The sequence below is a fragment of the Flavobacterium aquidurense genome (assembly GCF_001404985.1).
GTDB classification, from domain to species: Bacteria; Bacteroidota; Bacteroidia; order Flavobacteriales; family Flavobacteriaceae; genus Flavobacterium; species Flavobacterium aquidurense_B.
The window spans coordinates 238,012-252,360 of sequence record NZ_JRLF01000010.1; the positions used below are offsets into that span (position 1 = coordinate 238,012).

The 14,349-nt window shown below is 33.7% G+C and carries 12 protein-coding genes; 9 read left to right on the forward strand and 3 right to left on the reverse strand.

Translation table 11 applies throughout. The features are described 5' to 3' along the window. Positions 1 to 416: 416 nt before the first annotated feature. The 9 genes from miaB (at position 417) to RC62_RS09490 (ending at position 10,178) form a co-directional block, all read left to right on the forward strand. A complete protein-coding gene (gene miaB, locus RC62_RS09450) occupies positions 417 to 1,862 on the forward strand; it encodes a tRNA (N6-isopentenyl adenosine(37)-C2)-methylthiotransferase MiaB (RefSeq protein ID WP_055094860.1) in 1,446 nt (481 codons plus the stop codon). 89 nt (positions 1,863 to 1,951) lie between these two features. Beyond that, positions 1,952 to 2,323 carry a GxxExxY protein gene (locus RC62_RS09455; RefSeq protein WP_055094862.1) on the forward strand — a complete coding sequence of 124 codons (372 nt, stop codon included), beginning with the start codon at positions 1,952 to 1,954 and terminating at the stop codon, positions 2,321 to 2,323. A 54-nt stretch (positions 2,324 to 2,377) separates the two neighbouring features. Then, positions 2,378 to 3,631, forward strand: a complete 1,254-nt coding sequence (locus RC62_RS09460) for a sigma-54 interaction domain-containing protein (protein ID WP_055094864.1) — start codon at positions 2,378 to 2,380, stop codon at positions 3,629 to 3,631. A gap of 77 nt (positions 3,632 to 3,708) precedes the next feature. Beyond that, positions 3,709 to 4,212 (forward strand): LptE family protein, encoded by a 504-nt coding sequence (locus RC62_RS09465; RefSeq protein WP_082421261.1) that lies wholly within the window; start codon positions 3,709 to 3,711, stop codon positions 4,210 to 4,212. A gap of 109 nt (positions 4,213 to 4,321) precedes the next feature. Beyond that, a complete protein-coding gene (locus RC62_RS23040) occupies positions 4,322 to 6,112 on the forward strand; it encodes a tetratricopeptide repeat protein (protein ID WP_055094866.1) in 1,791 nt (596 codons plus the stop codon). Between the two features lie 3 nt (positions 6,113 to 6,115). Beyond that, the gene (secG, locus tag RC62_RS09475) at positions 6,116 to 6,454 is read left to right on the forward strand and encodes a preprotein translocase subunit SecG (protein ID WP_041517492.1); all 339 of its coding nucleotides are present in this window, start codon (positions 6,116 to 6,118) and stop codon (positions 6,452 to 6,454) included. Between the two features lie 149 nt (positions 6,455 to 6,603). Continuing rightward, positions 6,604 to 6,879, forward strand: coding sequence for a co-chaperone GroES (groES, locus tag RC62_RS09480; protein WP_012023920.1), 276 nt, complete (start codon positions 6,604 to 6,606; stop codon positions 6,877 to 6,879). Between the two features lie 132 nt (positions 6,880 to 7,011). Next, positions 7,012 to 8,640, forward strand: a complete 1,629-nt coding sequence (groL, locus tag RC62_RS09485; protein WP_055094868.1) for a chaperonin GroEL — start codon at positions 7,012 to 7,014, stop codon at positions 8,638 to 8,640. A gap of 335 nt (positions 8,641 to 8,975) precedes the next feature. Beyond that, a complete protein-coding gene (locus tag RC62_RS09490; RefSeq protein WP_055094870.1) occupies positions 8,976 to 10,178 on the forward strand; it encodes an ectonucleotide pyrophosphatase/phosphodiesterase in 1,203 nt (400 codons plus the stop codon). Positions 10,179 to 10,461: 283 nt separating this feature from the next. Here the strand turns inward: RC62_RS09490 and RC62_RS09495 are convergent, their stop codons facing one another. From RC62_RS09495 to RC62_RS09505, 3 genes are all read right to left on the reverse strand, one after another. After that, the gene (locus RC62_RS09495; protein ID WP_055094872.1) at positions 10,462 to 11,301 is read right to left on the reverse strand and encodes an oxidoreductase; all 840 of its coding nucleotides are present in this window, start codon (positions 11,299 to 11,301) and stop codon (positions 10,462 to 10,464) included. A gap of 91 nt (positions 11,302 to 11,392) precedes the next feature. After that, positions 11,393 to 12,301, reverse strand: a complete 909-nt coding sequence (locus RC62_RS09500; protein ID WP_055094874.1) for a helix-turn-helix domain-containing protein — start codon at positions 12,299 to 12,301, stop codon at positions 11,393 to 11,395. 171 nt (positions 12,302 to 12,472) lie between these two features. Further along, entirely contained in the window at positions 12,473 to 14,002 is a 1,530-nt protein-coding gene (locus tag RC62_RS09505) for a SulP family inorganic anion transporter (protein ID WP_055094877.1), read from the reverse strand. Positions 14,003 to 14,349: the final 347 nt, after the last annotated feature.

A 14,349-nucleotide genomic window follows, 5' to 3' on the forward strand; every position in this document is an offset into this window, starting at 1 on the left:
ATAACTTTTAAAGGTTTATCGCCCCGAAATATTCTTTTTACTCAATATTTAATAGCCCGGATTATAGTGGAAAGCCCGGAGTAAAAACCGCAAAAGTTTCTTGTTTTAAAAAAGCGACCAACGGAAGCTCTTTTTACAACATTAGAAACTTTGCGGTTTTTATGAGGACTTAAAACGCAAAGCCGGAAATAGCTACGAAATATTTTAGCTTTTAGATTTTTGATTGTAGATTAATTTTCTTTTTTATGTCCAGATCATAATTACTGGGTCATTATTTACCTCACTATTATTAAAATCTAAAATCAGCAATTGTTAATCAACAATCTAAAATCTTAACTTTAAAATCTAAAATCTTTTCTCTGCCATCTTGTCATATTGATCCCATTTACATTATCTTTGCACTTTGAAAATATACAATGGAAAAGATTATTGAAGAAAGTAAACAAGGTGAAAGTCTTGTTTTAGAAAATAAACCTGAGAATACTAAAAAGCTTTTTATAGAAAGTTACGGTTGTGCGATGAATTTTTCGGACAGTGAAATTGTAGCTTCCATCTTATCAATAAACGGATATAACACTACACAAACCCTTGAAGATGCCGATTTGGTTCTTGTAAATACCTGCTCGATTCGAGATAAGGCTGAACAAACTATCCGCAAACGTCTTGAAAAATATAATGCGGTAAAACGTATTAATCCAAAAATGAAAGTGGGCGTTTTGGGCTGTATGGCTGAACGTTTGAAAAGCCAGTTTTTGGAGGAAGAAAAAATAGTAGATCTTGTTGTTGGTCCGGATGCATACAAAGATTTACCTAATTTATTAGCGGAAGTTGAAGAAGGCCGTGACGCCATTAATGTAATTTTATCAAAAGAAGAAACATACGGAGATATTTCGCCGGTTCGTTTGATGAGTAACGGAATTACCGCTTTGGTTTCGATCACTCGTGGTTGCGACAATATGTGTACGTTTTGCGTGGTACCATTTACACGTGGTCGTGAGCGTAGCCGTGAACCTCAAAGTATAATGAAAGAAATTCAGGATCTTTGGGATAAAGGTTTTAAAGAAATTACCCTTTTAGGTCAAAACGTAGACAGTTACCTTTGGTACGGTGGAGGTTTGAAAAAAGACTTTGTAAACGCATCTGAAATGCAAAAAGCAACTGCTGTTGATTTTGATCAATTGCTTGAAATGGTTGCTGTTGGATTCCCTAAAATGCGTATCCGATTTTCGACTTCTAATCCGCAGGATATGCATGAAAGTGTGTTGCACGTTATTGCAAAACATCCTAATATCTGTAAACACATTCACTTACCAGTTCAATCCGGAAGCAATAGAATTCTAAAAGAAATGAATCGTTTGCATACACGTGAAGAATATATGACTCTGATTGATAAAATTAGAGCTATTATCCCAAATGCTTCGATTTCGCAAGATATGATCGCCGGTTTCCCAACAGAAACGGAACAAGATCACCAAGATACAATGAGCTTAATGGAATATGTAAAATATAATTTTGGTTATATGTATTCCTATTCTGAACGTCCCGGAACTTTGGCCGGAAGAAAAATGGAAGATGATGTTGCCGAAGAAACAAAAGCCAGAAGATTGCAGGAAATTGTCGATTTACAACAAAAACACGCCTGGTTTAGAAGCGAGGAATTCGTTGGTCAAATTGTTGAAGTTTTAGTCGAAAAAGTATCTAAAAAATCAACCGAGGAATTTTCAGGAAGAAACTCTCAAAGTATAACAGTAGTTTTCCCTAAAGAGAATTATAAGATTGGAGATTTTGTAAATGTAAAAATTGCAAGTTGTACTAGTGGAACTTTGAAAGGTGAAGCTGTTGGATATTCTGAAATGAATTAGTTTTTTTTTGCCACAGATTAAAAGGATTAAAATGATTTTATTTTACATGTTATTTTTCTTACTTTTAAAAACTGTGATAAAAAATAATTATGCAACAATATCGAGAAGTTGAAACTTACAAGGTTATAGGTATTTGTATGGAAGTACATCGAAATCTTGGACCAGGTTTACTGGAAATAGTTTATAAAGATGCTTTAGAAATAGAGTTTAAAGAAAATAATATTCTTTTTGAAAGAGAAAAAGAATATTTAATTGAATATAAAGGTAAAATTTTGCCTCATAAATTTTATGCTGACTTTATTATTAATGAAGATATCGTTTTAGAGGTAAAAGCAATTAAGGATTTTTCAAGTGAACATATTGCTCAGATTTTAAATTACATAAAATTATCGAAGTCAGAAGTAGGACTGCTTGTCAATTTTCAAACAAAATCACTTCAATACAAAAGATATGTTTTATAATTTTAAAAAATCTTTTTAATCATTTTAATCTGTGGCAAAAGATAAAAAACATAAATGGAAACAGTTCAAGCAATAAAACAGCGATTTGAAATTATTGGAAATGATCCTAAATTAAATCGCGCCATCGAAAAAGCCATTCAGGTTGCTCCTACTGATATATCAGTAATGGTAACCGGGGAAAGTGGTGTTGGTAAAGAAAATATTCCAAGAATAATCCATTCGCTTTCACACAGAAAGCATGGTAAATATATTGCTGTAAACTGTGGTGCAATTCCAGAAGGAACAATCGATAGTGAGCTTTTTGGTCACGAAAAAGGTGCTTTTACCGGTGCGACAAGTACACGTGAAGGTTACTTCGAAGTAGCTGATGGCGGAACTATTTTTCTGGATGAAGTTGGTGAATTACCCCTTACGACCCAGGTTCGTTTGCTTCGTGTGCTTGAAAATGGTGAATTTATAAAAGTAGGTTCTTCTCAGGTTCAGAAAACTAATGTTAGGATTGTTGCAGCAACAAACGTAAACTTATTCAATGCTATTGAAAAAGGAAAATTCCGTGAGGATTTATATTATCGTTTGACAACTGTCGAAATTACTTTGCCTCCATTGCGTGAAAGAAACGAAGACATTCACCTGCTATTTAGAAAATTTGTTGCTGATTTTGCGCATAAATACAAAATGCCGCCGTTAAAATTAGACGATGATGCAGTTCAGCTTTTGCAAAAATTCAGATGGAACGGAAACATTCGCCAGTTACGAAATGTAGCCGAACAAATCTCAGTTTTAGAAACCAATCGTGATATTACGCTTGCTACACTACAATCATATTTACCAACCGAAGGCACCAATTTACCGTCGGTAATTAGTGATAAGAAAAAAGAAAGTGATTTTAGCACTGAAAGGGACATCTTATACAAAGTGCTTTTTGATATGAAAAGCGACCTGAATGATCTGAAAAAACTCACTCTTGAATTGATGAAAAATGGTACAAAAGTACAAGACATCAATCCTAATTTGATTCAGAAGATATACGGTTCGCAAGAAAATGAAAGCGAAATAGATTTTGAAGAAGAACCAAGAACTGCTGTCATGACGCCTGCAACTCGCGAAGATAATTATCAAATACAGGACGATAATTATTTATTTGCTGAAACAATTGAAGAAGAAGAGGTTTTACGTTTAGAGCAAAAGGAAATCGAAATGATAAAAAAATCATTAGAAAAGAACAAAGGAAAACGAAAAGCTGCGGCAGACGAATTGGGTATTTCTGAAAGAACTTTGTATAGAAAAATCAAACAATTTGATCTATAAATAGAAAATTCCAAAAAATAAATTCCAAATTCCAAATTGTTATATTTGAAAAAAATTGGAGTATTACTATAATTTTTATGAAAAAAATATATTCTTTATTAGCCTTTATGTGCCTCTTTATGTTAAGTGGTTGCGGTGCTTACAACTTTACAGGAACAGGAAAAATTGATGCTGATACTTTTCAGGTTAACTTTTTTCAGAATAATGCTGATTTGATTGAACCAGGAATCGACAGAACATTTACATTGACTTTGCAGGATTTAATCCAGAATCAAACGAACCTTAATCTTGTGAGCAATAGTGGCGATTTAGTTTATGAAGGAGAAATCATAGACTACAGAACAACCCCAATGACTGCAACTGCAGATCAACAAGCGGCTCAAAACCGTTTGACGATTCGTGTAAATGTAAGGTTTACGAATAAAAAGAAGGAAACTGATGATTTTGAGAGAACATTCGAATTCTATTATGATTTCCCTGGTACCGGATTACCAACGGGTGCTACATTAAATACAGCGATTCAGGTTATTTTTGAAAGAATCACACAAGATATCTTTAATGAGTCATTAGCTAAATGGTAGTTTTTTTGTTTAATCGGTAAATAGTTGAGTCGTTGAATCGATAAAAACGATTAAACAGATTTTCGATTAAACAAATAAAAAATTCAACGATTAAACAAAAGAATAAAAAATGAATGTAACTGATTATACATACTTAATGAATAAACCTGATGCTATTACAGTAAAGCAAACGGATGCATTAGGAAGTGTTTTGAATGAATTTCCGTATTTTCAAAGTGCAAGAGCATTGCGATTAAAAGGACTTTACAGTCAAAATAGTTTTAAGTATAATTATGCATTAAAAGTTACAGCCGCTCATACTACTGATCGTTCTGTTTTATTTGATTTTATTACTTCTGAAACTTTCACATCGATTCAGAATGAATACTATGATCAAAAACTGAAAGATCTCTTAGAAATTAAAGTTTTTGACAGTGAAATTGTTTCATTTGAAGAAACCAAGAAAGCAAATGAAGTTCGAATTGATCCTATTGAGCAGTCTATTCTGAATTCTATAAGAGAAGCAACAAATGTAACTTTTGAACAAGCGGCGCCAACTACTTTTGAAAATCCTGCAAAAATTGAAGAGCCTAAAGAAGAGATTAAAATTGAGCTAATTGATGAACAGGCAATTCTGGATTCTTTTAAAGAAGCAACACCAGCTATTTTAGCTGAAACTGCAAAAATTGAAGAAGCCAAAATTGAGCTAATTGACGAGCAGGCAATTTTGAATTCTTTTAAAGAAGTTACACCAGTAAATTTTGAAGAACCTGTAATTGAAGAAGTTAAAACAGAACCAATTACAGAGGAATTAATTCTTGACTCCTTTAAAGAAGTAATTACTACAACTTTTGAAAAACCTGTAGCAGAAGAACCTGTAGCAGAAGAATCTGTAGTAGAAGAACCTGTAATAGAAGAAATTAAAAATGAACTAATTAAAGAGGAATTATTTTTTGATTCGTTTAAAGAAGTAACTCCTGTAACTTTTGAAGAACCTGTAATCGAAGAAGTTAAAACTGAACCAATTACGGAAGAATTAATTCTTGACTCGTTTAAAGAAGTAACTCCTGTAACTTTTGAAGAATCTGTAACATCTGAAGAGACTGAAATCGAACCAATTGCAGAACAGCCTGTTTTAGATTATTTTAAAGAAGTAACATCAGCTACTTTTGAAGAGCCTGTAAAAACTGAAGAAAAGGAAGCTGAACCAATTACACAAGAACCAATCTTAACTCCTATTAGAGAAACTACTCATACTCATACTTTCTTTGAAGAAATAGTAGATGATATTCCTGAGGATGAAATACCGGACGTAAGAGTCGATCCAATTGAAGAGTCCGTATTTGTTTCCTTAAAAGAAGCAACGACAATAATTTTTGAAGAAGCTAAGACAGCGGAAGAACCTAAAGAAATTGAAATTCCTGAACCTGTAAAAACTGCCGAAGAGAATCTGGAAATAGGAAAACCATTGGATTTTTCTTTTAATGAAAAACATTCTTTTCAGGAATGGCTACAATTGGCACGCACAGAACCTATTGACAGAACCGTAGTAGGTCCTCAGGAAGCTAAAGAGGTTAAAGAAGTAAAAAAAACAGCTGAACCAAAAGCAGTAGTTGAAGAAATAGACGAAGAGAAGAAGAAAAAGGCAGAAACAATCGATAAATTTATCGAAACAAATCCTAAAATCTCTCCTATAAAACAAACTCCAATAACCCCAGCGGTACAATTTGACCTTAATACAGAGGATAATTCTTACTTAATGACAGAGACTTTGGCGAGAGTATATTTGGAACAAAAAAAATATACAAAAGCAATACAAGCATATGAAATATTAATTTTGAAATATCCAGAAAAAATTAGTTTCTTTGCAGACCGCATTTCGGATATAAAGATTTTACAACAAAATAACAATAATAATTAAGCAATGAGCACATTTTCAATTTTTTTAGTTTTAATCACAATAGTTTGTTTTCTATTGATCGTAGTAATCATGGTTCAAAACCCTAAAGGAGGCGGATTATCGTCTACTATTAGCGGAACTCAAATGTTAGGTGGAGTACAAAAAACAACAGACTTTTTAGACAAAAGTACCTGGACATTAGCTACTATTTTGATTGCTTTAATTTTGCTTTCAAGCTTAAGCTTTACAGGATCATTAAGTGATACTGATTCTAAAATTATTGAAAAAACTGAAGCTCCTGCTAATACACCTGCGGCTCCGGTTCAACAAACTCCTGCTCCGGCAACTCCTGCAGCGAAATAATAATTTTCAAAATAAATATAAAATGCCAGCCTGTCAAAGCTGGCATTTTTTTTAAGAAATAATGTCAGTTTTACCAACGTGGCATAATTTCTGAAATCCAATAGAGCATATAAAACGTATAACTTATAATAATTATAAAATATAAAATCATGGCCTTAAACATTAAACCGCTTTCAGATCGCGTACTTATTGAGCCTGTTGCAGCTGAAACAAAAACTGCCTCAGGTATTTTTATTCCTGATACTGCCAAAGAAAAACCACAAAAAGGAACTGTTGTAGCTGTAGGAAATGGTTCTAAAGACCATACTATGACTGTAAAAGTTGGCGACACTGTACTTTATGGTAAATATGCAGGAACAGAATTAAAACTTGAAGGAACTGATTATTTGATTATGCGCGAAGATGACATCTTAGCAATTATCTAAAAAAAATATGTATTAAGTTTTTAGTATTAGAAATTAAGACTAAATAACCTGAAACAAATCAAACATTAAACAAACTTAATTCAGCAGTAGCAAGCATAAAGCTTAAAGCCTACTGCCTAAAGCAAATAAAAAATGGCAAAAGATATAAAATTTGATATTGAAGCACGTGACGGATTAAAACGTGGTGTTGATGCATTAGCAAATGCTGTAAAAGTAACTCTTGGACCAAAAGGTCGTAACGTAATTATCGGGAAATCATTTGGTGGACCAACTGTTACTAAAGATGGTGTTTCTGTTGCAAAAGAAATCGAATTAAAAGACCCATTAGAAAACATGGGCGCGCAAATGGTTAAGGAAGTTGCTTCTAAAACTAATGATTTAGCGGGTGACGGAACTACAACTGCTACAGTTTTAGCTCAGGCAATCGTAAAAGAAGGTCTTAAAAACGTTGCTGCAGGTGCAAATCCAATGGACTTGAAACGTGGTATCGATAAAGCTGTTGAAGCTATCGTTGCTGATCTTGCAAAACAAGCTAAAGTTGTTGGAAGCGATTCTGATAAAATCAAACAAATTGCTTCTATCTCTGCAAACAATGACGAAGTAATTGGTGAATTAATCGCTACTGCTTTTGCTAAAGTAGGTAAAGAAGGTGTTATCACTGTTGAAGAAGCCAAAGGAACTGATACTTTTGTAGATGTTGTTGAAGGTATGCAGTTTGACAGAGGATATCTTTCTCCTTACTTTGTAACTAACCCAGAGAAAATGGAAGTTGAATTAGACTCTCCATACATCTTATTATACGACAAAAAAGTATCTTCTTTAAAAGAATTACTTCCAGTTTTAGAGCCAGTTGCTCAATCAGGAAAACCATTGTTGATTATTGCTGAAGATGTTGACGGAGAAGCTCTTTCGACTCTTGTAGTAAACAAATTAAGAGGTGCTCTTAAAATTGCTGCTGTAAAAGCTCCAGGTTTTGGAGACAGAAGAAAAGCAATGTTAGAAGATATCGCAATCTTAACTGGTGGAACTGTAATTTCTGAAGAAAGAGGTTATACTCTTGAAAATACAACTATCGAAATGTTAGGAACTGCAAAAAGAGTTTCTATCGATAAAGACAACACTACAATTGTAAGTGGTGCTGGTGAAGCTGACATTATCAAAAACAGAGTAAACCAAATTAAAGGTCAGATGGAGGCTACTACATCTGATTATGATAAAGAAAAATTGCAAGAACGTTTGGCTAAATTAGCTGGTGGTGTTGCTGTTCTTTATGTTGGTGCAGCTTCTGAAGTTGAAATGAAAGAGAAAAAAGACAGAGTTGACGATGCTTTACACGCTACTCGTGCTGCTGTTGAAGAAGGAATTGTTGCTGGTGGTGGTGTTGCTTTATTAAGAGCAAAAGCTGCATTAGCTGATCTTAAAGCTGATAACGCTGACGAAGCAACAGGAATTCAGATTGTATCTCGCGCTGTTGAATCTCCATTAAGAACTATTGTTGAAAATGCAGGTCTTGAAGGTTCTGTAGTTGTAGCAAAAGTTTCTGAAGGTTCAGGTGATTTTGGATACAATGCAAAAACTGACGAATATGTAGATATGCTTACAGCTGGAATTATCGATCCTAAAAAAGTAACTCGTGTAGCATTAGAAAATGCTGCATCTGTTGCCGGAATGATCCTTACTACAGAATGTGCATTGATTGATATTAAAGAAGAAAGCGCTGGCGGAATGCCAATGGGTGGCGGTATGCCAGGAATGATGTAATCATTCTTAACTTCTTAAAAATTGAAACGCCGGATATTTTATCCGGCGTTTTTTTTTGCCACAGATTGTACGGATTAAAAAGATTTTTTCGCCACGAATTTCACGAATTATCACGAATTATTTTTTCTAATCTTTACGAATATCTTTTTAGTCGCAAACTAAAAAGATTTTCACAGATTAATCTATTAATCCTTTTAATCTGCGGCAAACTCTTTTCACGTACAGCATTCGTGAAGACTCGTGCAATTCGTGGCAAACTTTTCTTTAGTTTAACATTCTGTTTTTGTTGCTGAAAATGGTTATCAGTAAATTTGCATTTCTATTAAAATTGCAAAATGAGAAAATTTACAACTCGCCTATTACTTTTTACATTCTTACTTCTTACCTCTATTTCCTATTCTCAATCCAATAAAGATGCTTATGTCGTTTTAGTTTCTATGGATGGTTTTCGTTGGGATTATCAGAAACAGTTTAACCTTCCTAATTTAAAGCAAATTGCCAAAGAAGGCGTTCATGCAAAATCAATGAAACCTTCTTACCCGAGTAAAACGTTCCCAAATCATTATTCGATTGTAACGGGACTTTATCCTGATCATCACGGGATTATTAATAACGTTTTTTATGATTCGGCTATGAATGAATCATTCTCATTATCAAGCAATGCTAAAAACGATTCACGCTTTTATGGTGGAAATCCTATTTGGAATGTCGCGGAAAAACAAGGCGTAAAAACAGCTTCTTTCTTTTGGCCAGGTTCTGACATTGACAAAAGAAATCCTGGTATTTATAAAAATTACGACAGTAAAATTCCATATGGAGCCAGAATCGATACGGTTTTAAAATGGTTACAGCTTCCTGAAAAACAACGTCCGCATTTGGTAACTTTATATTTTGATGAACCGGATCATACAGGACACAATTTTGGTCCGCTTTCTCCTGAAAATAAAAAAATGGTAATCAAAATGGATTCTATTATGGGAGAATTGTCCAGAAAATTAGATCAGTTAGCCATTGGAAAACAAATCAATTTAATTATTGTTTCAGATCACGGAATGGCCGATATAAGCAACGATAAAAAAGTAGCAATTTTAGATTATCTCAAACCGGAATGGTTAGGTTACAAAGATGTAATTAACCCAATTATGAGTCTTCAGGCAAAACCGGGTTATCAGGATTCTATTGCAATAGCTTTAAAAAAAGTACCACATATTAAGTTCTGGAAATCTAAAGAAGTTCCTAAAAGATTGCATTACGGAACCAATCCCAGAGTTCACGATTTTGTTATTGAAGCAGATAAAGGATACAGTTTAGTGAGTAAAGAAAGTACACATATAAAAGGAGGAACGCATGGTTATGACAATAACGAAAAAGATATGCACGCTATTTTCTATGCAAAAGGTCCGGCTTTTAAAATTGATAAAGAAGTAAAAACATTTCAAAATGTTTCGGTTTATCCTCTAATTGTTCATATTCTAGGATTGCAAATTGACCAAGTTGACGGGAAACTGAGCGATGTAAAAAATACGCTTAGAAATTAGAGAATGTGGTAATTAGAAAATGAGATAATTTGTAAAATTGAAAATAATTATTTTCAGAGACACATGATCTTACATTTATATTACAATATGAAAACATGAATAGACTCCAGCTGGAGTTTTTAAATACACAAAAAAGGCTTTAGCCAAACTTAAAGTTCGGCTAAAGCCTTTTTTCATAATCTATTTTATTACTCCAGCTAAAGCTGGAGCCTATTCAATATTCGATAAGAAATAGTAGACACAAAGACAAATTATCTCATTATCAAATTGCCACATTCCCTAATTAAAGCCCAGTCGAAATAGAAACTGCTTTCCAGTTTTCTAAATCCCTCTGAACGCTTTCTATTTTTTGATTCGCCATATTATAAGCATCTTCTCCTAAAAACAAATGTAATGGTGGATTTTGGTCCTGACTTGCTTTTATTAAAGCTTCTGCTAATTTTACAGGATCTCCTGGTTGATTTTGATTGATATCGCTCTTATGAGCACTTTCAGATTGTCTTACGGCTTTATAATCTGCAATTGGGTTTTGAGGCAATAATAAAGAGCTGTCTTTTAAGAAATCAGTTCTAAAATAACCCGGATATACTATCGTAGCGTTGATTCCGAATTCTTTTACTTCGGCAGATAAAGATTCTGTTAAACCCGCTACAGCAAATTTTGTAGAACAATAGATTCCCCAACCTGCAAAACCTCCGTGATAGCCACCAACAGACGAGATATTAAAGATGTGTCCGGATTGTTTTGCACGCATATATGGTACTGTATTCCTGATTACGTTTAATAACCCGAAAACATTTACCTCATAATTTTTTCTGGATTCAGCATCTGTTAATTCCTCTAACGCGCCTAATAAACCGTAACCTGCATTATTTACTAAAACATCAATAGTTTTAAAATGACTTACAGCGATTTCGATAGCATTTTTAACGCTCTTTTCATCTACCAAGTCCATTTCAAGAGGAAGGAACTGTCCGGTTGCATTCCCTAATACTTTTATCAACGATTCTTCACTTCTTGAGGTTGCGGCAACTTTATAGCCTTCTGATAATAATTTTTTAGCCAATTCTAATCCAAGTCCTTTTGAAGCACCTGTGATAAACCAAACTTTGTTATTTTCCATGATTTTAAATTTTTAGATTTAATTACAGGAACAAAGGTATTGGCGAAGTGCTTCTAAAAAATTAAAGAAATCAAATCATAAGTTGCAAAAATCAAACAATTTCGGTTATGCGATAGGTTTTAGGTGAAACCTGAGTATTTTTCCTGAAGAAATTGATAAAATGAGACAATTCTTCAAAGCCAAGACAAAAAGCAATTTCATTAATATTCCAATTGGTTTGTTTGAGCAAGATCATTGCTTCCTGAACAATTCTTTCGGATATAATTTGCGAAGTAGTTTTTCCGGTCGTTTCCTTTAATGCTTTATTCAAATGATTTACATGAACATTTAATTGATTTGCATACTCAGATGGCGAGCGAAAATTAATTTGCTGTGAGATAGATTCAATTGGAAACTGGCGTTCCAGCAATTCCATAAACAAAGACGAAACTCTGATTGTAGCATTCGATTTACTGTATAATGAAGCAGTTACAGTTTGTGTTTTCAAAGCAAGATGAATAATCTCAAACACCAGATTTCGAAGTACATCATATTTAAAAGCATAATCTGAATTGATTTCATCAAACATTTTTAAATAAACTTTCTTTAAAGATTCGGCTAATTCTGCAGAAACAGGAACAATCGGATTTCCCCCGGGCTGAAACAAAGGATATTCTTTTAGATTACCAAACTGACTAAAAAAAGCATCAGTGAAAATACAAAAAAAGCCGGTTTGATTTTCATCAATATGTTCCCAACTATACGGAATTTGTGGATTTGCAAAGAATAAAGCCTGATCTTCGATTGCAACGACTTTGTCAGCATAATGCACTTTGTTTCTACCAATGATCAAACTTATTTTATAAAAGTCTTTTCTGGTATAAGGCAAAGGATTACAAGTGCTCCCGATATAATCATCAAGCTTAAAAACATTAAAATGACCAATTTCTTTTTTAAGATTCTCGGGCATTCCTTTTATTTTTACCGTATAAAAATCTTCGAGTGTTTCTTTCAGTTTCATTTGACAAAGTTACAAAAATCAAACAAATTACAAATGTGTCAATTAGAGAATGTGCCAATTTGATAATTATAACGAAACAAACCCGACAGGTTTAACGAATTTAAAAATTATAGATAATAAATATTCGCAATGTATAGCATTCTCTAATTATCAAATTGGCACATTCTCTAATTAAGAAACCACCTTATAAGTAGGATCTTCGATTACGTTTACTTTTATAACTGCTTCGGCATTTTTAAGCAATGTAATACAATCCGGGCTTAAATACTGGAGTTCAATTACTTTATTGACCTGATTGTATTTTTTAGTTAAATTATTTAGTGCTTCTATTGCAGACATATCAGCGACACGACTTTCTTTAAAATCGATAATCACATGATCCGGATCGTTTGCAACATCAAACTTTTCGATAAAAGCAGCGATCGAACCAAAAAATAACGGTCCGTAAATCTGGTAATGCTTCACTCCTGCTTCATCAATAAAATGTCGTGCACGGATTCTTTTGGCGCTTTCCCAGGCAAATACAAGTGCCGAAATAATAACACCTATCAAAACTGCCAGTGCCAGATTATGCAATACAATTGTAATGACAGCGACTAAAATACCCACAAAAATATCATGTTTAGGCATTTTATTGATAACCTGGAAACTTGCCCATTCAAAAGTAGTAATAGCGACCATCATCATAACGCCAACTAGTGCTGCCATTGGCAATTTTCCTATTACCGGAGCACCAAAAAGAATGATCAGTAAAATCGTCAGCGCAGCAATAATTCCAGATAGTCTTGCTCTTGAACCTGCAGAAAGATTTACTAAAGTCTGGGCGATCATTGGGCAGCCACCCATCCCGAAAAAGAAACCGTTTAAAATATTAGAACTTCCTTGTGCGATACATTCACGATTGCTGTTTCCGCGGGTTCCAGTAATTTCATCGACTAAATTCAGCGTAAGCAAACCTTCTGTTAAACCAACTGCAGCAACAATTACAGAATATGGAAATATAAGTTTGAAGGTCTCAAAAGAAATTGGGATATTAGGAATATGAAAAGGTGGAAATCCGCCTTGAACTGATGCAATATCTTCAACCGTTTTAGTATCAATATTAAAGACTAGTACGATTGCAAACACAACCATAATCGCTACTAATGAAGCCGGAACTGCTTTTGTAATTTTAGGAAAAAGTAAAACTATACCAATCGTTAATGCGACCAAACCAAGCATGATATACAAAGGCGTGCCTTGCAGCCATGATACTTGTCCGTTTACAATGGTTTTAAATTGCTCCAGCTGTGACATAAAAATAACGACAGCTAATCCGTTTACAAAACCAAACATTACGGGTTGTGGTACCAGCCTTATAAATTTTCCCAGTTTAAAAAGACCAATACAAATTTGGACTACGCCGCCAAGTGCAACTGCTGCAAAAACGTATTCTATGCCGTGAGATTTCATCAAGGCAATCAAAACGATAACGGTTGCTCCTGCTCCTCCGGAAATCATTCCGGGTCTTCCGCCAAAAATAGCCGTAACCAATCCGGCAATAAAAGCGGCATATAAACCAACCAAAGGCGGAAATCCGGCCAAAATAGCAAATGATAATGATTCCGGAATCATCGTCATGGCAACGGTTAAACCGGCTAAAATTTCATTTTTGTAATTGACTTTCTGAGTAAAATCGAAGAGTTGCAATGCTTTTTTCATAGATCACAAATGTAGAAAATAATGCTCAAAAAGAGTATCATCCTTTTCAAATCTAAAAAAGCATTACGAAACAATAAAGCACTTAAACAATTAGCTGAATTGTTCTAAAAGCAAAAGAAAAAGCGAAAAAATAAAACTTGTCATATCCTGATTATTAAGAAGAAAATATCACACAAAACTATTTATAAAATAATATAATTAACTGCGTATTTATACCTGTTTTTTATCTCTTTTAATGTGTCACCTCTATTAGGCTTAAACCTTAATTATGTTCTTGTTTTTTTTAAAACATTACACTCCTAAAGGAGTTTTCAAACCCTGAAGATCTTTATAAAAACAAAATAATA